22 protein-coding genes are annotated in these 18,455 nt (G+C 65.9%); all 22 read left to right on the forward strand.

The features are described 5' to 3' along the window. Positions 1-13: 13 nt before the first annotated feature. Genes CKO27_RS16635 through CKO27_RS16740 form a run of 22 tightly spaced genes read left to right on the forward strand, consistent with a single transcriptional unit; the run spans position 14 to position 18,290 of the window. Entirely contained in the window at positions 14-1,051 is a 1,038-nt protein-coding gene (locus tag CKO27_RS16635; RefSeq protein ID WP_200376038.1) for a major capsid protein, read from the forward strand. 12 nt (positions 1,052-1,063) lie between these two features. After that, positions 1,064-1,381 (forward strand): head-tail joining protein, encoded by a 318-nt coding sequence (locus CKO27_RS16640; protein WP_200376039.1) that lies wholly within the window; start codon positions 1,064-1,066, stop codon positions 1,379-1,381. A 2-nt stretch (positions 1,382-1,383) separates the two neighbouring features. After that, on the forward strand, positions 1,384-1,839 hold the full coding sequence (locus tag CKO27_RS16645; protein WP_200376040.1) for a hypothetical protein: 456 nt from the start codon (positions 1,384-1,386) through the stop codon (positions 1,837-1,839). Positions 1,840-1,842: 3 nt separating this feature from the next. After that, positions 1,843-2,562: a phage tail tube protein gene (locus tag CKO27_RS16650; RefSeq protein WP_200376041.1), complete on the forward strand. Its 720-nt coding sequence runs from the start codon at positions 1,843-1,845 to the stop codon at positions 2,560-2,562. 6 nt (positions 2,563-2,568) lie between these two features. Continuing rightward, positions 2,569-2,838 carry a hypothetical protein gene (locus CKO27_RS16655; RefSeq protein ID WP_200376042.1) on the forward strand — a complete coding sequence of 90 codons (270 nt, stop codon included), beginning with the start codon at positions 2,569-2,571 and terminating at the stop codon, positions 2,836-2,838. Positions 2,839-2,842: 4 nt separating this feature from the next. After that, the gene (locus tag CKO27_RS16660; RefSeq protein ID WP_200376043.1) at positions 2,843-2,995 is read left to right on the forward strand and encodes a hypothetical protein; all 153 of its coding nucleotides are present in this window, start codon (positions 2,843-2,845) and stop codon (positions 2,993-2,995) included. Then, positions 2,992-4,035, forward strand: a complete 1,044-nt coding sequence (locus tag CKO27_RS16665; protein ID WP_200376044.1) for a phage major tropism determinant — start codon at positions 2,992-2,994, stop codon at positions 4,033-4,035. The genes CKO27_RS16660 and CKO27_RS16665 overlap by 4 nt, the downstream gene beginning before the upstream one ends. A 29-nt stretch (positions 4,036-4,064) precedes the next feature. Then, entirely contained in the window at positions 4,065-4,478 is a 414-nt protein-coding gene (gene avd, locus CKO27_RS16670; RefSeq protein ID WP_200376045.1) for a diversity-generating retroelement protein Avd, read from the forward strand. Next, entirely contained in the window at positions 4,462-4,932 is a 471-nt protein-coding gene (locus CKO27_RS16675; RefSeq protein WP_200376046.1) for a hypothetical protein, read from the forward strand. The genes avd and CKO27_RS16675 overlap by 17 nt, the downstream gene beginning before the upstream one ends. Continuing rightward, complete coding sequence (locus tag CKO27_RS16680) at positions 4,929-5,420, forward strand: peptidoglycan-binding domain-containing protein (RefSeq protein WP_200376047.1); 492 nt, start codon at positions 4,929-4,931, stop codon at positions 5,418-5,420. The genes CKO27_RS16675 and CKO27_RS16680 overlap by 4 nt, the downstream gene beginning before the upstream one ends. A gap of 30 nt (positions 5,421-5,450) precedes the next feature. Next, positions 5,451-5,735 carry a hypothetical protein gene (locus CKO27_RS16685; RefSeq protein WP_200376048.1) on the forward strand — a complete coding sequence of 95 codons (285 nt, stop codon included), beginning with the start codon at positions 5,451-5,453 and terminating at the stop codon, positions 5,733-5,735. Positions 5,736-5,743: 8 nt separating this feature from the next. Continuing rightward, entirely contained in the window at positions 5,744-6,046 is a 303-nt protein-coding gene (locus CKO27_RS16690; protein ID WP_200376049.1) for an SPX domain-containing protein, read from the forward strand. Continuing rightward, complete coding sequence (locus CKO27_RS16695; protein WP_200376050.1) at positions 6,046-6,639, forward strand: glycoside hydrolase family 19 protein; 594 nt, start codon at positions 6,046-6,048, stop codon at positions 6,637-6,639. Before CKO27_RS16690 ends, CKO27_RS16695 begins: the two co-directional genes overlap by 1 nt. After that, positions 6,636-7,046: a hypothetical protein gene (locus CKO27_RS16700; protein ID WP_200376051.1), complete on the forward strand. Its 411-nt coding sequence runs from the start codon at positions 6,636-6,638 to the stop codon at positions 7,044-7,046. The genes CKO27_RS16695 and CKO27_RS16700 overlap by 4 nt, the downstream gene beginning before the upstream one ends. A 3-nt stretch (positions 7,047-7,049) precedes the next feature. Beyond that, positions 7,050-10,409, forward strand: a complete 3,360-nt coding sequence (locus tag CKO27_RS16705; protein ID WP_200376052.1) for a hypothetical protein — start codon at positions 7,050-7,052, stop codon at positions 10,407-10,409. 9 nt (positions 10,410-10,418) lie between these two features. Then, positions 10,419-12,572, forward strand: coding sequence for a hypothetical protein (locus CKO27_RS16710; RefSeq protein ID WP_200376053.1), 2,154 nt, complete (start codon positions 10,419-10,421; stop codon positions 12,570-12,572). A 4-nt stretch (positions 12,573-12,576) separates the two neighbouring features. Continuing rightward, positions 12,577-14,367 (forward strand): hypothetical protein, encoded by a 1,791-nt coding sequence (locus tag CKO27_RS16715; RefSeq protein ID WP_200376054.1) that lies wholly within the window; start codon positions 12,577-12,579, stop codon positions 14,365-14,367. 2 nt (positions 14,368-14,369) lie between these two features. After that, the gene (locus tag CKO27_RS16720) at positions 14,370-15,488 is read left to right on the forward strand and encodes a hypothetical protein (protein WP_200376055.1); all 1,119 of its coding nucleotides are present in this window, start codon (positions 14,370-14,372) and stop codon (positions 15,486-15,488) included. Between the two features lie 2 nt (positions 15,489-15,490). Beyond that, a complete protein-coding gene (locus CKO27_RS16725) occupies positions 15,491-15,787 on the forward strand; it encodes a hypothetical protein (protein ID WP_200376056.1) in 297 nt (98 codons plus the stop codon). Next, positions 15,784-16,182 (forward strand): hypothetical protein, encoded by a 399-nt coding sequence (locus CKO27_RS16730; RefSeq protein ID WP_200376057.1) that lies wholly within the window; start codon positions 15,784-15,786, stop codon positions 16,180-16,182. Before CKO27_RS16725 ends, CKO27_RS16730 begins: the two co-directional genes overlap by 4 nt. A 3-nt stretch (positions 16,183-16,185) precedes the next feature. Further along, complete coding sequence (locus CKO27_RS16735; RefSeq protein WP_200376058.1) at positions 16,186-18,072, forward strand: hypothetical protein; 1,887 nt, start codon at positions 16,186-16,188, stop codon at positions 18,070-18,072. After that, on the forward strand, positions 18,069-18,290 hold the full coding sequence (locus tag CKO27_RS16740) for a hypothetical protein (protein WP_200376059.1): 222 nt from the start codon (positions 18,069-18,071) through the stop codon (positions 18,288-18,290). The genes CKO27_RS16735 and CKO27_RS16740 overlap by 4 nt, the downstream gene beginning before the upstream one ends. Positions 18,291-18,455: the final 165 nt, after the last annotated feature.

Consider the following 18,455-nt stretch of genomic DNA (forward strand, 5'->3'; position numbering starts at 1 on the left):
AGGAGCCCGACACATGGCCACCATGGACATTTTCAATTCCAACGCCTTCAGCGCGGTCGAGCTGACGGGCGCGATCGAGCAGGTTCCGCACAAGCCCCAGCTCCTCGGCTCGCTCAACCTCTTCGCTACCCGCCCGGTACGCGTCGAAACCGTCGCCGTCGAATCGCGCGAAGGCACCCTGTCGCTGATCCAGACCAGCCCGCGCGGCGCCCCGCTTGAGGAAGGCACCGGCGACGCGCGCAAGATTCGCGACTTCCGTACCGTGCGCATCGCCAAGGGCGACACCATCCAGGCCAGCGAGATCCAGAACATCCGCGCCTTCGGCCGCGAGTCCGAACTGATGCAGGTCATGGACGAGGTCATGCGCCGCCTCGCAGGGCCGACCGGGCTCATGAGCCAGGTCGAGCTGACCCATGAAAACATGCGCCTTGGCGCCGTGCAGGGCATCCTCACCGATGCCGACGGATCGACCCTGCGCAACTGGTACACCGAGTTCGGCGTGGCCCAGCCCACCGAGATCGATTTCGATCTCGACAACGCCTCCCCGGCTTCCGGCGCCGTGCGCACGAAGTGCAACCAGGTCATCCGCCAGATGATGACCGCCGCCGCCGGTGCCTGGATTCCCGGGTCGACCAGTGTAATGGCGCTCTGCGGAGACAACTTCTGGGACAACCTGACCGCCCATGGCGAGGTTCGCGAGACCTACCTCAACACCCAGCAGGCCGCCGATCTGCGCGAGATCAACCAGCCCTACGAGACGTTCCGTTACGGCGGCATCACCTGGATGAACTACCGCGGCACCGACGACGGATCGACCGTCGCCGTCAACACCGACAAGGCCAAGTTCTTCCCGGTCAACGCCCCCGGCGTGTTCGAGGTCGCTTTCTCCCCGCTGGAGTCGCTCGGCTTTGTCAACACCCCCGGCAAGGACATGTACAGCCTCATCGTCCGCGACAAGGATCGCGACATGTGGATCCGCCCCGAAGTCTTCAGCTACCCGCTGTTCATCTGTACCCGGCCGCTGATGCTGCAACGGGCCAAGCGGACCTGATCCGGCTGACGCATGACCGACTGGCTCGCTCTTCAGGCCACCGCCGCCGCCGCCATTGTTGACCAGGCGGCGTTCGGCGTGCCCGCGCTCTACCGCGCCGCCGGCACGGGAAACCCGATCGCGCTCCAGGCGATCGACACCCCCGAGGCCCAAGCGGTCGGGCAATCCGGATTCGTCGAGATCCGCCACGAGATCCACATCGCCCGCACCGCACCGGTGAACCCCGCCCGTGGCGACACCCTCACCCTCGGGGACGCCACTTTCTTCGTCCAACAGCACGAGCCCGACGGCCCCTTCTGGCGTCTGATCGTGCGCCAGGGCGGGAGCTGATCATGTCCGAAGCCCCCGCGACCCAGGCCCAACGGATCCTCGATCAGCTCGTCACCTGGCTGTCCGAGATCCAGCAGGTCAACGGCTACTACACCGACACCGGCCTGGACATCCGCACCGAGCAGGACCGCGACGAGGATCCCCTCGCCCCGTGCCTGTTGGTCCTGGACGAGGACGCCGCTTACAGCGCCCCCGGGAGCAGCCAGCGCGGCACCTGGACCCAGCTTTTTACCCTGGAGGGCCTGATCGGCGACGACGGCGACGGCCGCCGACTGGGTCGGCAGGTACTGGCCGATCTCCACCGCGCGCTCCGCCGCCGCCCCACGGACTGGCCGCCCGAGGCGGGCGTGCTCTCCATGTCCGAGCGTTCCCGCGAACTCCCGCGCCGACCCAGTAACAGCGACTGGCTGACCCCTTCGGTCAGTCTCGAAATCACCTACGTAGACAAAGAGGTCTAACCCATGTCCGGACTCCTGCTCGCCGTTGACGCCCACATTGACCGCTTCACCGCTGGCGTGGCCGCCGGCTTCATGGATGCGATCAACTTGCCCAAGCTGTCGATCACCCAGCCCGATCCGGACAGCATCATCCGCACCTCCTTCATGCGCTCCACCAAGGGCCAGGCGCTCGATTCCTACCTCTCGCCCAAGCCCGTCGAGATCGAATTCGACACCGACGAATGCGCGCCGGACATCTTGTCGATGGCCCTGCTCGGGCGCCCCGCCGACTACGCCCAAGCGGCCGGCACCAGCCAGTCCCTGACCATCGCCGCCAAGCTCGGCAAGTGGGTCGCGATCGGCAAGAACAACCTCTCGGCCTTCGCCGTCGCCACCAAGACCGCCGGCACCGACTACGAGATCAACATGGAGGCCGGGCTGTTCAAAAGCCTGACCATCGCCGACGGCGACGTCTCAGCCACCGCCAGCTACCCGGCTCGCTCTGGGTCCGTCATCGTCTCCGGCACCGAGAGCGTGCTCCAGATCGCCATCCACGGCCACGGCATCAACCTGTTCAACAGCCAACAGATCGAGATCGAGATTTGGCAGGCCAACGTCAGCCCCACCGGCGGCATCAGCTTCATCACCGCCGATCCCGCCACGCTCTCGTTCAAGGGGACGCTCATCACGCCCACGGGCAAGACCGGCCCGTATCAGCTCACGCTGCATTCGGCCGCCGCCTAAGCCGCCATGCCCAACATCACCATCACCCACACCTGGCAGCCGCGGATTCCAGCCGACGTGGAATTCTTTCTCACCTGCACCGCCGGCGCGATCTGGGAAGCCTACCCGATGGCCGACGACGTGACCGCGCCAGACATCGAGGAGGGCCACACCGGTAACCCCTGGGAGCGCGACGCCCTCAACCGCACCCTGATCGGCCCCGGCGTCATCTGGCTACGCCTCGCCCCGAGCGAAAGCGCCACCGGCGCCCGCGCCGTGCTTTCGACCTGGAGCTGATGCCATGCGGCACTTGATGCGACTGATGCGACTGACTGACCTCTTCCGGTCCCCGCCCGCCGGAGGCCCACTCACGACCACGCCCGTCGAGTACCGCACGACTGACGGAACCTATTACCAGACCGCCGACGGGCATTACTACGGGATCGGAGCATGACGACCTACATTTCTCCAACAATGGCCAACGGCACCGCGGTCGACGCGGCGCTGGCGAAAGCCGGCACCGCCATCCAGCCGGGCCTATCGTCCTATTTCGCCAAAGCCGATTCGGGATCTGTCGCGTGGTCGGTGACAGCCGCCAACGCGATTCAGGCCGCCATGGCTCTGCACGTCGAAGTGAACGGCGTTATCCACATCATCACGGCCGGCACATCGATCACCGTCCCAGCCTCGCCCGTCGCCGGAACAGACTATGCGATCTGGTGCAAACCCGACGGCATGCTCGAAGCGACCGACTCGCATATCAGCCCGCCCGCCGCGAATGCACGCAATGTCGGCGGCTATCACTACGCTCCTGGCGGAAACGCATCGGCGCAAGCGGGCGGCAACACGACGCCAGCCATCAATCCCTATTCCTGCTGGGATCTGAAGTGGAGACCGGCTTGTCAGGATCCGCGCGGCATGACGCTTGTGGCCAACCATTTCTGGGCCGACATCTACTTCACGAATACCGACCCAGACCTCAACGGGACGTCGAAATACAACGTCACGATCGCAGACGGATCCAGCCCACCGAAAATCCCGCTCGCGCTCAACGGCGACGGCACGGCCACCTACGGATCGCTGACATGGTTTGAGGCAAACAGCCTGCTGGCCGCCTTTGGAAAGCGCGCGCCCACCTACGCCGAATTCATGGAGTTGGCGTTTGGCGTGACAGAGGCAACAAGCTTTGGCAACTATCCGCCGAGCACCGCGATGGACGCCCCGCGCACATCGCGCTGGGGTGTGATGCAGGCAACCGGGAATATGCATACCTGGGGCGCCACACAAGGCGGTCCAGCGGGAACCGCCGCATGGACAGCGAACACCGAGGGTTTTGGCTCGACCTACAACCTGCCGAACGCCGCGCGGTTTGGGGGCAGCGGCACCGACGGCGCGGACCCCGGTTCGCGCTGCTCGCTCTGGGGCGTCTCGCCGTCGGTCTCGTCCGGCAGCATCAGCCTGCGCGGCGTCCGTGACCACTTGCAACTTGCCTAGGACGGGCGATAGCCCGGACGCGAAACACGATGGAGCCCATTCAGGAAGCCGGGCGCAGTTATCAGCAAATGGCGATCGTGGAGAAATACGAGAAAGTGATCCACTACCTCTATCCCATTGCGCAATCGGTACCGCGCAAGCACGGCGCCGCGCGGGATCTATTCTTGCGCGCGCTACTCGGGCAGGCCGATCTCTTTTATCGCGCCGGAAAGTCCAATCAAGTTTCAAAAATCTACGAAGCGGATGCGGGATTAGCGTATCTGCGGTTTTGGATGCGGTTTCTGAACGCGATCCACTGCCTGACCGTCCACCAAAAGGAGCACGCCGAGGCGTTGGTCGCCGAGGTTGGCGGAATGGTTAACGCCTGGATCGGTCACGCCCAATGGGCCGACACACACCACCTGATTCGCTGGCTGGAGAACCGCTATGCCATCACCTGTTAACACGCGCGCCGATCTCGACGCGCTTGCGCCGTCCGAATTGGCCGACCTCATGACCGTGCTGGCGGGCTCGATCTGGCGCCTGATGCGCGACGACGCCAACGAGCGCTGGATCGCGATCGAGGATCTAAGCTCGGTCACGCGCTTCGGCTTCACGCGCGAAGATTTCCCGCTGGCCGCACCGCCCGCGCTGCCGGAGTGGGTGCCTGCCCCGGACCCGCGCGAAACGATGACCTGCTCCGACCTGCAAGCCCTGCTCGCGCTCGACCAGCTCGGCCTGGCCGACGAATACGAAGCCTGGTGCACAGACCCGCAGAGAACGTTCGCGGAAAAGGCGTTCATCAACCGAGCCAGAACCTGGCGCCGGCTTGATGCCACGTTCAACGCGGCGGCGGATGCGCTCGAAAAAACCGAGGAAGAAAAGGACCAGTTGTTCGCGCTGGCGGTGACGTTATGACCCGCGACCAAATCATCCGCGCCCAGCAAGCCATCAATGACGCCGGCCTCGGCCCCGTCGTAATTGATGGCGTCTACGGGCCAATCACGGCCACGGCCTACGCCGAATTGCTGCGCCGCTCGACCGTCGCGGGGGTTGGCGCCGAGACCCCAGCCCCACCCGCCGCAAAACCCTGGTGGACCAGCCGCGCCCAGGTCGGCTGGCTGCTGACGATCGCCCTGCAACTGCTGAGCCGGACCACAGGAATGGAGATCGACCATGAGGTGGCCATTCCGGCGGTGCTCGACGTGCTTTCGGGGTTTACCGCTTTGTTGGCCGTCTGGGGCAGCACCAAGCGCGCGGCGCCCATCGATCAGACGTTGGTGCTTCCTGGCGTGCGCCTGTCTGCTCGGGGGCTGCGCCGTGAGTCACTGCCGCCCGATGCTGATGCGCCCGGAGGCGCTGACGGCTTCTGGGGGCGCGCCGGCGGCCCTCTCGACCCTGATTGACGCCTGCCCAGGAATACGGTGCCTGATCGAATGAACCCACTGATTCAATCCATTGGCCTGTCCCTGCTTAAAAAGGGCCTGTCCATTCTGATTCGCGCGGACCTGCTGAATATCATCAAGGACGGCGTATTGATTCTCTGCAACCTCGATATGGACAAAGAGGAAAAGCACAAATACGTCATTCAATTGGTGCGCGACAAAGAAAAGAAGCTCGCCGAGGACGGCGTATACGATTTCGAGGATAGGATCTCCACCACGCTGGTGGACGTGGCGATCAAGATCCTTTACATGGCGGCGCAGGCCGGCGGCAAGTGAGGTAACGAATGGACAATGAGCGGCGCCTTCAGGCTTTGGAGATCAAAGTGGACACCCTGACGACCAGCCTCAGCGGCACACAACACGAGTTCTCGGCGATGCGAGAAACCGTGAGGATCTATGTCGACATGATGGATGGATTGACCGATGACATTCACGACCTAAAGAAAGGGCTGAATCAGCACTTCATTGACGAGGCGGCCGACCGGAATAAGATGTTCATCGGCCTGGCCACGGCCACCATGTCCGGTCTGAGCACGCTCGGCGTGCTCATCTGGGCGGTGCTGCAAGTGTTGCCGGCGCTGCGCTGATGACCGGACTCGACCGTCAGCCCTTCTTCAGCGGCGTGCGTCGGCGCTTCGGGCGTCTCGACATGGACCAGATCGAGGGCCTCGAAGCCCTGCTGACGGGCTTCACGTCGGAACCCGACTGGCCACTCGCCCACGCCGCCTACGCCCTCGCCACCACCTGGCACGAGACCGACCGGCGAATGCAGCCGATCACCGAGTACGGCGGTCGCCGCTATTTCGACAAGTACGACACGGGCCGACTGGCCAAGGCGCTGGGCAACACCCCAGCGGCCGACGGTGACGGCTACCTCTACCGAGGTCGCGGCTACGTCCAAGTCACCGGCAAGGCCAACTATCGCCGCTTCGGCGATCGCCTCGGGCTCGACCTGCTCGGTCACCCGGATCTCGCGCTGCGCCCCGACGTCGCCTGGCAAATCCTCTCGCTCGGGATGCGGCAGGGCCTGTTCACCGGGCGCTGTCTGGCCGACTACCTGACTGATCGGTCCACCGACTATCTCGGCGCCCGGCGCATCATCAACGGGCAGGACCGTGCCCGCGAGATCGCCGCCTACGCGCGCCTGTTCGAGGCCGCCCTAGTCGAGGGCCTGGCATGATCCTCACCCGCACCGACACCAGCGCCGCGCTTACCCTCCCCGACGACTGGTACTGGGAAGACGAGCACACATGGACCCCGGTCGAGCAAAGCGTCGAGCCCAGCCTCACCGGCGCCGCCCTGATCCAAGAATCCACGCGCCAATACCGCCCGATCACGCTGCGCCCGTGGAGCGACGTGGCGACCTGGATCGACCGCGCCACCCTCGCGACTCTCGCCACCTGGTCGCGCCTCCCAGGGCTCACACTCACGCTCGCCTGGATGGGCACCACCCGCACCGTGCTCTGGCGCTACGACTCCGGGAAATGCCTTGACGTCGATCCTATCGATCACGCCGTCGACGACTCCGGGACACCGCCCCTGCCGCCGGTGCGCGTGACGCTGCGGTTTTTGCAGGTGGAGGCGTAAGCGATGGCCGACGGCAACATCATTACCCGCATCATCGTCGCCGCCGAGGACAAGGCGAGCAGCATTTTCGGCGCCATCGGCCGCGCCGCCGGCAGTCTGACCGGGGCGATCGCACAGGTTGGCGCTGGGATTGCCGCCGTTGGCGTCGGATTCGCCAGTTGGGCCGGTTTGACGCTCTTCGGCGACGCCGTGTCCTCCGCCGAAGCGCTGGACGTCGAAATGCGTCGGCTTGAGGGCGTGATCGCCGCGACGGGCGGCGCGGCCGGGCTGACGGCCGAGCAAATCAATGAAATGGCCATGCGCTCGGAGGCCACGGCCAGCGAATTCCGGGTGGCCGCCGCCGAGCTGCTGACGTTCAAGTCCGTTGGCGAGGATGTGTTCGAGCGCACGATGGAGCTGGCGATCGACCTAGCGGAAACCGGGTTCGGGTCGGTCGAGTCCTCCGCCGTGATGATGGGCAAGGCCCTCGAAAATCCCGTCGCCGGGCTTGGCGCACTCGGGGAGGCCGGGGTCTCGTTCAGCGAAGAGCAAAAGAAGCTGATCAAATCGCTGGTCGAGACGGGCGATCTGGCGCAGGCACAGGGGCTGATCCTTGATGCCGTCGCCGGTCAGGTCGGCGGCGTCGCCCAATCCATGGGCGGCGGACTGTCCGACGCGGCGGATTTGCTTTCAAAGCGGTTCACCGAACTGAAGGAACAGCTCGGAACGGCCCTGTTACCTGTGCTCGCCGAGCTTTATGGAAAGATCGGTGAGTTGTACACGACACTGACCGAGAGCGGCGCCGTCGCGCGCTTCGGGGAAGCGATCGCCAGCGGATTCAAAAATGCCTCGGATGCGGTGCTCGGGTTTGTCTCCGGGTTTGATTTCGCCTCCCTGATCGGAAAAGTTCAGGCGTTTGCCGATACCACCGGCGAGCGACTGACAAGCTGGGGGCAGACGCTCAAGGATCTTGCGAGCCAGACCGAGACCATTACCAACGCGATCGGCATCGCCTGGGATGTCGTCGCTGGGCTCATCCATACCGCCGCCGCCACCATCGCCCACGGGCTGTCGTATCCAGTAGCGGCGTTTGCGAAAGTAGCCGAAGCCGCCGCCTGGCTCGGCGTCATCAGCGACGAAACGGCCGCGAATTTCGCCAACGCCGCCGAGTCCATGGAGTCCTCGGCGAAAACCAATCTCGGGCAAGCCGGACAGCATTTCCGCGAGGCCGGAGAATCTCTTGGGCTGATTGAGCCCGCCGCCGAAGGGGCCGCGACCGCCACCAAGACCCTAGCCACGGAGGTCGGCGACCTGCCCAAGGGTTTCGCCAACGCGGCTCAATCCCTGCTCGGGCTGACCGATGCGCAACAGCAGGCCGTCAAAGCTACAGAGGATCAGAAGGCGTCGCTGGTTGCGCTGAAGGACGACCTGGTCGCCGCCCGCGAGGAATACGACCGCCTGATCTCCGAAGGCGACGCCCAAGGCGCGGCTAAAAAGCTTCTGGAAATTGAAGCGCTTAAGAAAGAGATCGCCGCGCTCGGGTCCGAGGCCAAGGTCAGCGCCGCCGCCGTCGAGGAAGCCTTCAAAACGCTTGGCGTCACCTCCAGCGCCGAGCTGACCAAGACCGCCGACAACGCCAAGACCGCGTTCGAGACCATCCGCAAATCGGGCACGGCGACGCCGGCCGATATCCAAAACGCCTTCACGGCCTACGCCACGACCGCTGTAGCCGCGAACGACAACGTTGTCAACGCCGTGCTCCAAGCCCAAGCCTCGCAGCTCGGGCTGAAAATCGCCGTGTCCGAAACCGGGGACGTGACGGTCGCGAAAAACGCCGCCGCCGTCAGTTCCTACGATCAAGTGATCGAGCGCATCAACCAACAGCGCGAGCTGGAGCTTCAGCTCAAGGAGATCACCGATGGCTTGATGGCCGGCTATACCACGCGGGCCACTGACGCCGCATCGGCCATGCAAATGGTCGAGGATGGCCAAAACCGCATGGCCGACGCTGGAGACGCCTACGCCGCCGCCTGGGAAGCCGGCGACGGTGCGGCGATGCAGGCCGCTCGAAGCGCTTATGAGGCCGGAGAAGAGCAGGTCAGACTGGGAGAGCGCACGGTCGCCGCCGGCAATGCGGCGGCTGGCATGCTCAAGATGCTGCTGGCCGAGATCGATTCGGTTCGCCAGTATTCCGAGGAGGCCGCCGACGCGCTCGACACGATTTTCCTCAAGACGGTCGACACCTGGCAAAACAAGATTGCCACGATGAACAAGCTCGACGTGTCGAGCTTCATCAACGTGACCAGCGTCCAGCAAGCCCAGGCCGAGATCGACGGCCTGGAGACCGCCGCCGATGAGGCCGCCGCCGCCGCCGCGCGGCTCTCGGCCTCGTTTGATCGCAGCTTCATCGGCATGGGCAAATTCTACGACGGGCTCGGCCAAATCGAAGCCTTCAAGGCCAAGCTCCTCGAAGCCCAAGCCGCCGCCCAGCGCACCGAGTTGGCGATCGAGGAAATGGGCACCGCCGTCGCCGATCTCTCCGACGAATACGATCGCGGCGACCTGTCGCTCGCCGAGTACATCAAGAAGCTGGAGCTACTCCGTGGCCAATACTCCCGCCTCTCGGAAGACGAGATCGGCGACCTCAGCGACGCCCTGGCCGAGGCTCGCGAAGAACAGGAAGACCTCACCGCCGCCGCCCTCGATGGCCTCACCTCCTGGCGGGAAAAGCTCGCCGGGATCTACGACCAAGAGGTCCAGATCCAGCAACTCAACTACCAGCAAGACCGCCTCGAAACCGAGATGGCCCTGGCCGAAGCCAAGCGCAACAACAACGCCGAAGAGATCGCCGCGCTCACCGAGCAGCTCAAGCTGATCGACGAATACTACGCGCTCCAGATCGCCAGCGCCGCCGCCGACGAAGCCCAAGCCAAGATCGACGCCGCCAACGACGCCGCCGACGAAGCGGCCCGCCGCGCGTCGCTCACGGAAGAAGAGCGCGCCTATGAAGACGCGATCAACAGCCTCAAGGACCAGCTCGCCGCCGCGATCGTCGCCAATGACGCCGCGCTCCAGGAATCGCTCCTGGCTCAAATCGAGGCCGAGAAACGCCGGCACGAGACTGTCATCGCCAACCTCGAGGCCGAGACCAAGGCCCGCCAGGTCACGACCGACAGTCGCGCCGATACCCCGACCACGGCCACCACGACGGCCAGTCGCCAGACCACGACCACCACCACGACCGCCGCCTCCGGATCGAGCGCCGCAAGCGCCCGCACCGTGCGCCTAGTGATCGACTCCGCCGAGCTGTTCGGCGATGAAAAAAACGTGAACGCCTTCATCGCCGCGCTCGAACGCGCCGGCCTTACTGCCCTCGACGCCTGAGACCCGACCATGCCGATTACCGTTTCCGACCTCCGCTGGTTCCAGTCCGAGCGCATGACCGATTTTGATGACGGCGGCGGGAAAATGACCGCCGTCGAGATCGTCTCGGGCGCCGAAAACTCGGTGTTCGACGATCTTTCCGACGTCGACCGCGCCGCCGGAGACGTCTCGATCCGCAAGATCTACGCCGCCGTCACCTCCGACGCCGCCGATAAATACCTCGACGCCGGCGTCGTGGTCTTCCGCCCGCCAGAAGACCCGGCCGTCTCGGTGCTGGCGTTCAGCACCGGGGATTTCTACGACGAACGCACCGCCCTGCGCGCCAAGCTGGAAAGCGGGATCGCGCGCGGAGCCCGCTATATGGGCCATTTGTGGGGGCCGCACGGGATCGGCCAGCGCGCCGTCATGCTCTGGGTTCGCCCGGATGTCGAGATCCCCCCCGTGGGCCGTCGGCTGGAGCTGGTCGCGTTCTCGTCCAACACCGAGACACATAGCCAGGTGATCTGGATCACCCGGGTGGTCGATGAACTGGTGACGATCTACGATAGCGATGGAGGGTTCCAAGTCAAGTCGGTGGTCTGCGAGCTGGCCGAGCCGTTACGTCACGCCTATGCTGGCACCGAGCCGACCCGCACGGACCCCGGCACCCCGGCCACGATCGCCTACCAAACCCGCTACAACCACGACGCGGTCACCATCAACGGCATCGCTCCGCTCAGCGCCGACGCCGACGTGGGCGATTACGGGTTGCGGGTCGCGTCGATCTATTCCCCGCTGATCCCGACCGCGTTCAGCGAAACCGCCCTGCCCGACGTCACGCCCGGCGGCGACAGTATCGCCTTGACCGGAACCGGCTCCGGAACCGTCACCGCGACCACCGCCCTCAACGTCGTCGGGCCGAGTAAAAGCCTTTTCTTGGGCTCTCCGGTCCTGCCCGGAACCCTGACCGTCAGCGTCAGCGGGGCCTCGATCAGCGACAGCAACGGGGTCATGCGCCTGTCCGGGCTCGATGTCGGGCGGATCGACTACGGCGCGGGCGTCATCGTCTGGAACGACACCTGCCCGAGCTATGGCACCGCGACCAAGACCCTGACGTTCCGCCCAGCCGCCAAACCGCTGCGGGTCGCCGACACCGCCACCCAGGTCGTCACGGTCGAAAATCGCGGCTACGTCTGGGTCATCACCCTGACGCCGATCCCCCAGCCCGGAACCCTGCGCGTCGCCTATCGGGTGAACAACGAGTGGTACCAGCTCACCGACCAGGGGGCTGGCCAGCTCACCGGCGCCGACTCCAGCTATGGCACCGGCCAGATCAATTTCGCCAGCGGCACCGTGACCCTGACCACCGGCGCCCTTCCCGATGCCGAGTCCGAGATCCTCTACGCCTGGAGCACCGCGGTCGAGTATCTGGATCGCACCGATCGCGCCCCGCCAGCGCTGATCGTGCGCGGCCAGACCGCGAACCCCAACGTGTTGCCGGGCACCGTCACGATCTCCTGGGGCGCCCTGACGTTGGAAGACACCGCTGGAGACGGGATCCTGACCGGCGCCGGCGGCGAGGCGCGCATCGTCTACCGCACCGGCGCCTGGTGGCTGGAGCCGGCCACCATCCCCGCGCGCGGCACCGAGATCACGCTCGACTACGAATGGGGCGATCCGGCCGCGCTGGTCGAGGACACCTGGACCGGCCCGGCGCTGGCCGAAAGCGGCGACCTGGAATTGGTCCTGTCCGAGGCCGCGAAACCGGGAACGCTGGTGGTCACGGTCGAGACCACCCTGGCCGACTACATCGAGCAGACCGGAGAGGACGCGGAGGATATCCCGGCGCCCGCGGCGCCCTTGCCGAGCGCTCCCGACACGCCAAGCCCGGCGCCGCCAAGCCCGGCGCCGACGACCTATCGCCTATGGGGCACCCTGACCAACGCCACCTGCGCCGCCAGCGCCCTATCGACAACGGTTTTCCCCAGCGCCGTCGCCGCGATAACCGCCGCCGAGGCCGTCAACGCGATCGGGACCGCCTCGGTCTCGCTGCCGGGCTACAGCTCGCGCGCCGAGTTCACTGTCGCCGGCGTGACGTTCACGGCGTCGAACCCCAGGGCCATATTCAGCGGATCGTGCGCGCTGACGAATTGGCGCCTCCGCGTCTCGCCTTACAACGGGTAAACCCATGCCAACCATCACCTTCCGCGACCGCGACGGCTCCGGCGCCCTGGTCAGCCCCACCGGGCCGACTGGCTCGGTCGATTACGTCAGCAACGATTTTTCCGTGTTCCCCTACGGGCTCGTGCCGATCAAGATCCCGCTCTATGAGCGCGAGGACACCGGCACCCGCACCGAGGGCAATCAGATCATCACCGAGTGGCGCCGCGTCCTCACCGGCTTCGAGGATGGTCTCGCCGGCTATCTCTACGAGGGCGGGGCAGTCACCGCCAGCTACCTGCCCGCCGATCACGTCGGCACCCCGGCCAGCGAAACCCTCATCCTTAACGACTTGCGGCTCGACCTGACCCCCGGCTACAACGAACGCATCGTACGCGGATCGCTGCGGTTCCGGTTCGGCTCCTCGCTCTATGTCGACCAGGCCGGTCTGATCTACCGCGACCCGAGCCCCGAGACCGGCGCCGGAGCGGTGGCCGGCACGCTCGACCCATCGACCGGCGTCGTCAGCCTGACCGACTGGCTCCCCGATAAGCCAAACACCCTCAGCGTCGAGGGCCTGCTGACCCAGATCGGCGCCCAGCCGATCGACCGCGTATCGTTCCGCACCCCGGTCAGTCCGATCAAATCCGGAACCCTGCAACTGCGCTGGTCAGACCTGACCGGCGTCAACTACAGCAAAACCGTCGACGGTACCGGGCGCGTCGACGACAACGATTGCCGGATTGAGGTCGATGTCTACCGGGGCGTGGTCCATGCCTGGTTCGGGCGCTGGGTCGCGGTCGCGGATCTCACGCCAGAGGATCTGGCCTCCAGTTGGTACGATCCGAACGCCGTGGTCACGGTCGCTGAGGTCGATCAGATCTGGCGCCCGCGCCTCGCCTTGGCCGAGACCATCGTCTACAACGCCGTGGCCTCGACCTATCTCCCGCCCGACTCCACGTTGCTCGGGCTCGACGCCGCCAAGCTCCCGCCCGACGGTCAGGCGCTGATCTTCCGCCCGGGGCAGCTCGTGCTCGCCCATCACACCGATACCGTCGCGGTCACGAATCTCTCTCCCACCCAGGTCATCGACTGCGAGCGCACCCGCCTCTACCGCGTCGCGATCGAGGACAGCCTCGGCGCGCGGCTCGGCGCCGACCAGTACGTCATCGACCGCGTACTCGGCACCGTCACCATGGGCGCCTCGCTCGACACCAGCGGATTCACCCCGCCCTGGGTCGTGCGGCACACCGTCGCCGATCTGGCCCGCCTGGTCGACACCGACATCAACGGCCAACTGACCCTGATGAGCCAGCTCTCGCACGCCTACCCGGCCGACGAGTCCTATTGCTCCGGCGTCCTGTTCGCTGGCACGTTGCAAGCGAGCGTCTCGCACCTGTTCGCGCAATCGAGCTGGACCGGGGAATGGGCCGACACCCTGATCGGCTCCGAGCCGCTCGCGCAGTTCAACGACACGCTCTATCCGGTCCTGGTCGCCAACGAGGGCGCCTATCCGGATCGGTTCCTGATCCGCTTCACCTCCGCGACTGCCTTCCAGATCGTCGGCGAGAACCTCGGACTGATCGGCGTCGGTGACATCACGACCGACTGCGAGCCGATCAACAGCCTCACCGGTCTGCGGTATTTCAAATTGGACTATCGCGGCTGGGGCGCCGGCTGGGCGACCGGTAACTGTCTGCGCTTCAACCTCAGCGGGGCGGCCTTCCCGGTCGATCTCGCACGCGCGGTCCAGCCGAGCCAGCCGACCGGGTTGACGGATTCGGTGGAGTTTCTATTCGTCGGAAATGTGGACGCCTGATCATGCCTTTACCTGATACCAGCGTTAAGTATTTCAGTAGCGACATGCCGGGCGCGCCCGTGCTCTCCGGCACGGCCGGAGCCCTGATCGCGGTGCTCGATGCCTGCCTAGTCAATGGGTTTGGATCGGTCACGGTCGATAGCCTCTCGGTGGAGGACGGCATCGCGACCGCGATCGTCAGCGCCGGGCACGGGCTGGCGATGGTCGGTAATACCGGGCCTGTGATCCTGGTCGAGGGGGCGACTCCGGCGTGGTTGAATGGCGAGTGGCGGGTGGCCTCGGTCGGCAGTGCGACGACGCTCACATTCGCGGTAGAGGGGGTCGCCGACGGGGCGGCGAGCGGAGCGATTACGGTCAGGCGGGCGCCGGCGGGTTGGGCGAAACCGTTCAGCGGCACGAATAAGGCTGTCTATGCCCGCACGGAACCAGATACGACAGCGATGGTGTTGCGCGTGGATGATACACCCGCGCAATACCCGACGCTGATCATGTATGAGTCGATGACGGACGTGGATACAGGGGCCGGGTCATCCACGCCGCAATACACGGTAAAATCGGCAGCAGCTAACACGACAGGGCGTCCCTGGCGCATTGTTGCCGACGGGTATGCGGTCTATTGGTTTATCAAATACGACGCCGGCACCTGGTACGGAAACGGACTGTTCGGGGATCCAATCAAAGCGAATTCGACAGACGCCTATTTTTGCATGCTGATCGCCTCTACGTCGGCCTCGGCAAATACAAGCGTTCTGCATAATTTTGGCTCTAGTAATGGCGGAGAGATTTGCCGCAGCCATACGCAAGTCGGAGGAGCCGTCCCCGCCGGTCATTACGCTTCGGCGCTGCAAACCACTCGTGTCGGATCAGGCGGGATGGGCAATTATCCGAACCCGGTCGATAACAACCTGCTCGCCAGCCCGATCCTGGTGTTCGCTGGAGGGTATTATCGAGGGGTGCGACCGGGGATGTGTAGCCCACTGCACGATGGAAACCCGCCAGACGGCACGATTGTCGATAACGTGATTATCAACGCGGCACCGCGCACAGTGCTCGCGCAATATATGATAATCGCATCGAACAAATGCGTGGCCATAATGGACCTAACCGGTCCCTGGAGATAATCATGGGAGGGATTGTCTATCCGCTCGTGATCGCCGCGCGAGACGTCTACGACGGGGGCCATTATCGAATCATCGGCGCCGTCGACGAACTCGGCGCCGTCGGCCCCTACCGCGTGCGCCTATTCGACCGCCAATCCGCCCGCTGCATCCGCGAGACCTGGAGCGACGAGGCCGGGAATTACAGGTTTGACTGGATCGCGTATCGCGAGCAAGGCTATTTCGCCATCGCCTACGACCACGGCGACAATCCCCTGAACGCCGCGATCGCCGATCTCATCACCCCGGAGCCCATGCCATGACCGACGAGGTCGGCTATCCCGTCGAGATCCAGAATGCCCGCGCCGCCGTGACCTGGCCGCGCCTGGCCGGCGGTCGGCTCCAGGTCTATAGCTACCCGCGCCCGGAAACCAACGGCGGAGCCATCACCACCCAAGTCCTCCTGGCCGAGTTCGCGCTACCCGACCCCATCGGTGAGATCGAAAACGGCGTGTTCACCGCCGATCCGGTCCCGTCCGCGCTGATCCTGGCCGATGACAACGCCGCCTGGGCGCGCGGGATCGGCAACCTCGGGGAAACGGTCTGCGATTTCGACGCCGGGCTGTTCGGCTCCGGCGCCGCGGTCCAGTTCGATTCGCTCGCCCTAGTCGCCGGCGGCTATCTCAACCTGCTATCGTTCGTCGTCGCCGAGGGCTGATTCGTGCCCTATGTGCCGCCCGTCGGTCACGCGGCGCTGTCGATCGGGGCCGATGGCCCCTACACGCCGCCCGTCGGGCGGGTGGATCTCTCGCTCGGGTTCGATCCCGCGCTTAACCGCTCGGCGACCATTGCCGCGCGCTCCGCCCCATCGCGCGCCAGTCTGCGCGCGGGCGTGGTCCGGATCGCCGTCATCGCCGCGCGCTCGCGCCCGAGCCGGGCCATCGCCGCGACCGCCTGGGATCCGAATCTGCTCTCCGATGTGATCTCGGCGCGCGATTCCGAGTGGAGCCCTGGCGTCCTCGCCGGCGTCGCCTGCCGCGCCCGTTCGCGCGACGCGCCCCAGGCCGCCGCGCTCGCCCGTCCGCGCTGGGCTCCAGCCGATCCCGCCCGTGAAGGCCCCGCGCTCGCGTGGCGCGACGCTTTGGCCATGGCCTGGTCCGTCCGCACCGACTGGCGAGCCGCCGAGCTCCGCGCCGAGCCGGTCGTCACTGGATGGGATCAGGCCCCCTCGCTCAACGCCCCCGGCGCTGATCAATGGGGAGAGGCCCGGCGCGCCTCGGCGTCGACGGAGACGCTGTGGATCGGGTTGCCGCTGGCCACCGGCGCCCTCAGCGACCAATGGCGCGACGGAGATCTCGAAACCCGGGATCTCGCCATCCGCTGGGTCGACGGCCAGCCGATCCGCGAGGGCCATGTCACCCGTTGGCGCGACGCCGGTTATCCCGGCCACTGGCTGCGGATCCGTCCGCCCCGTCCGCCGAGTCCCGGTCCCGGCTCCGGCCCCGTGCGGCTCTGTATCGGCTGGCCGCTCCCAGGGACCGCCCTGCACATCGGCCGACGCTGCCGAATCGCCCCTACCAAACGGTGGTACTACGTGTTCAATAGCGCCTCACTCGTCCGCCTGCCAGACCGCACGCCGCTCCCCTGCACCGCGCTGACCATCCGCGCGGATGTCGATTCCTGGGCCTGGTCGCTCTCGGCGACCCTGGTTGGGCGCGACGCCTACGCCCTGGTGGCCCCGCTCGCCCCCGCCTATCTGCCGATCGAGGTCGAGGCCACGGTCAACGGCTACGTCTGGCAATTCCTGCTCGACTCGCCCACGCATCAGCGCCAGTTCGCCCGCGACAGTGTCAGTCTGTCCGGGCGCTCGCGCTCCGCCTGGCTTGCCGCGCCCTACACCCCCGCGACCGCCGGCGCCAACGCCATCCCCACCAGCGCTGCGCAAGCCGCCGGGCAGGCCCTGGAGAACAGCGGCTGGACCGTCGACTGGTCCGCTCTGCCCGACTGGCTGATCCCGGCCGATGTGCTGCGGTGGAGCGGAACCCCGATCGACCGCTTGACCCAACTCGCCCGCCCGGTCGACGGCTGCCTGCTCAGCGATCCGGCCGACGACATCCTCCGCGCCTATCCGCGCTACCCAGCGCCGCCCTGGCAATGGTCAGAGACGCCGCCCGATCACCTGATCCCAGAATCCGTCCCGCGCTCACTCGAACGCGCCGACGACCGCCGCCCACTCGTCAACGGCGTCTGGATCGGCGGCACCACCGAGGGCCTGCTGACCTTCGCCAAGATCGCCGGCACCGACGGCGCCCAGCTCGCCGAGCTGGTGCTTGACCCGCTGATCTGCGACACCGAGGGCCTCGCCGCCCGCGCCCGCGCGATTGCCGTCCTCAGCGCCTCCGGGCCAGGCTCCATCCTCACCCTGGAAACCCTGCTGATGCCCTCCGACAGTACCGACCCGCCGCGCCTCATCCAGCCCGGAGAACTGGTCTCGATCAGCGGCGAGATGACCCTCTCGCGGAGCCTGTCCGTCACCGCTAGTTGGAGCGCCAAGGGCCTGGAAATCTGGCAAACGATCGAAGCGGAAAGCCGGGAGGTGGAGGGGTGAACGTCTGGTCCAGATTCAAGTCCCTGACCCCAGCCGCTCCGCTCCTCGTCGGCACCGTCGAGGCGGTCCTGTCCGACGGCGCTCGGCGCGTGATTTTGCCGGGTGGTGGGGTGGTCATCGCCAGCGGCGAGGCGCTGGCCGGCGCGAGGGTGTTCGTGCGCGTGGGCGTGATTGAGGGAGAGGCGCCGGTGTTGGCGACGGTGGAGATTGAGGTTTAAGTGGCCGAAAAGCCTCCTTAAAACGCTCTGTAAGATGTTGATTCGCTTAGGTGCGGTTTGCTTGTTTACTTAGAATGATTTTGGCTATACCGTTGATTTATAACGGTTGCGCTGTTGACTGAAAATCCGCGTGTCGGTGGTTCGATTCCGCCCCTGGGCACCAAA

The sequence above is a fragment of the Thiocystis violacea genome, from assembly GCF_016583575.1.
In the GTDB taxonomy this organism is placed as follows: Bacteria; Pseudomonadota; Gammaproteobacteria; order Chromatiales; family Chromatiaceae; genus Thiocystis; species Thiocystis violacea.

What these genes read in the sequence shown, in the direction of transcription:
- CKO27_RS16680 (WP_200376047.1), top strand. Translation starts at nt 4,929, where the DNA reads ATGACCCGCGACCAAATCATCCGCGCCCAGCAAGCCATCAATGACGCC.
- avd (WP_200376045.1), top strand. Translation starts at nt 4,065, where the DNA reads ATGGAGCCCATTCAGGAAGCCGGGCGCAGTTATCAGCAAATGGCGATC.
- CKO27_RS16725 (WP_200376056.1), top strand. Translation starts at nt 15,491, where the DNA reads ATGGGAGGGATTGTCTATCCGCTCGTGATCGCCGCGCGAGACGTCTAC.
- CKO27_RS16645 (WP_200376040.1), top strand. Translation starts at nt 1,384, where the DNA reads ATGTCCGAAGCCCCCGCGACCCAGGCCCAACGGATCCTCGATCAGCTC.
- CKO27_RS16710 (WP_200376053.1), top strand. Translation starts at nt 10,419, where the DNA reads ATGCCGATTACCGTTTCCGACCTCCGCTGGTTCCAGTCCGAGCGCATG.
- CKO27_RS16655 (WP_200376042.1), top strand. Translation starts at nt 2,569, where the DNA reads ATGCCCAACATCACCATCACCCACACCTGGCAGCCGCGGATTCCAGCC.
- CKO27_RS16685 (WP_200376048.1), top strand. Translation starts at nt 5,451, where the DNA reads ATGAACCCACTGATTCAATCCATTGGCCTGTCCCTGCTTAAAAAGGGC.
- CKO27_RS16690 (WP_200376049.1), top strand. Translation starts at nt 5,744, where the DNA reads ATGGACAATGAGCGGCGCCTTCAGGCTTTGGAGATCAAAGTGGACACC.
- CKO27_RS16730 (WP_200376057.1), top strand. Translation starts at nt 15,784, where the DNA reads ATGACCGACGAGGTCGGCTATCCCGTCGAGATCCAGAATGCCCGCGCC.
- CKO27_RS16635 (WP_200376038.1), top strand. Translation starts at nt 14, where the DNA reads ATGGCCACCATGGACATTTTCAATTCCAACGCCTTCAGCGCGGTCGAG.
- CKO27_RS16675 (WP_200376046.1), top strand. Translation starts at nt 4,462, where the DNA reads ATGCCATCACCTGTTAACACGCGCGCCGATCTCGACGCGCTTGCGCCG.
- CKO27_RS16720 (WP_200376055.1), top strand. Translation starts at nt 14,370, where the DNA reads ATGCCTTTACCTGATACCAGCGTTAAGTATTTCAGTAGCGACATGCCG.
- CKO27_RS16705 (WP_200376052.1), top strand. Translation starts at nt 7,050, where the DNA reads ATGGCCGACGGCAACATCATTACCCGCATCATCGTCGCCGCCGAGGAC.
- CKO27_RS16700 (WP_200376051.1), top strand. Translation starts at nt 6,636, where the DNA reads ATGATCCTCACCCGCACCGACACCAGCGCCGCGCTTACCCTCCCCGAC.
- CKO27_RS16665 (WP_200376044.1), top strand. Translation starts at nt 2,992, where the DNA reads ATGACGACCTACATTTCTCCAACAATGGCCAACGGCACCGCGGTCGAC.
- CKO27_RS16650 (WP_200376041.1), top strand. Translation starts at nt 1,843, where the DNA reads ATGTCCGGACTCCTGCTCGCCGTTGACGCCCACATTGACCGCTTCACC.
- CKO27_RS16660 (WP_200376043.1), top strand. Translation starts at nt 2,843, where the DNA reads ATGCGGCACTTGATGCGACTGATGCGACTGACTGACCTCTTCCGGTCC.
- CKO27_RS16715 (WP_200376054.1), top strand. Translation starts at nt 12,577, where the DNA reads ATGCCAACCATCACCTTCCGCGACCGCGACGGCTCCGGCGCCCTGGTC.
- CKO27_RS16695 (WP_200376050.1), top strand. Translation starts at nt 6,046, where the DNA reads ATGACCGGACTCGACCGTCAGCCCTTCTTCAGCGGCGTGCGTCGGCGC.
- CKO27_RS16640 (WP_200376039.1), top strand. Translation starts at nt 1,064, where the DNA reads ATGACCGACTGGCTCGCTCTTCAGGCCACCGCCGCCGCCGCCATTGTT.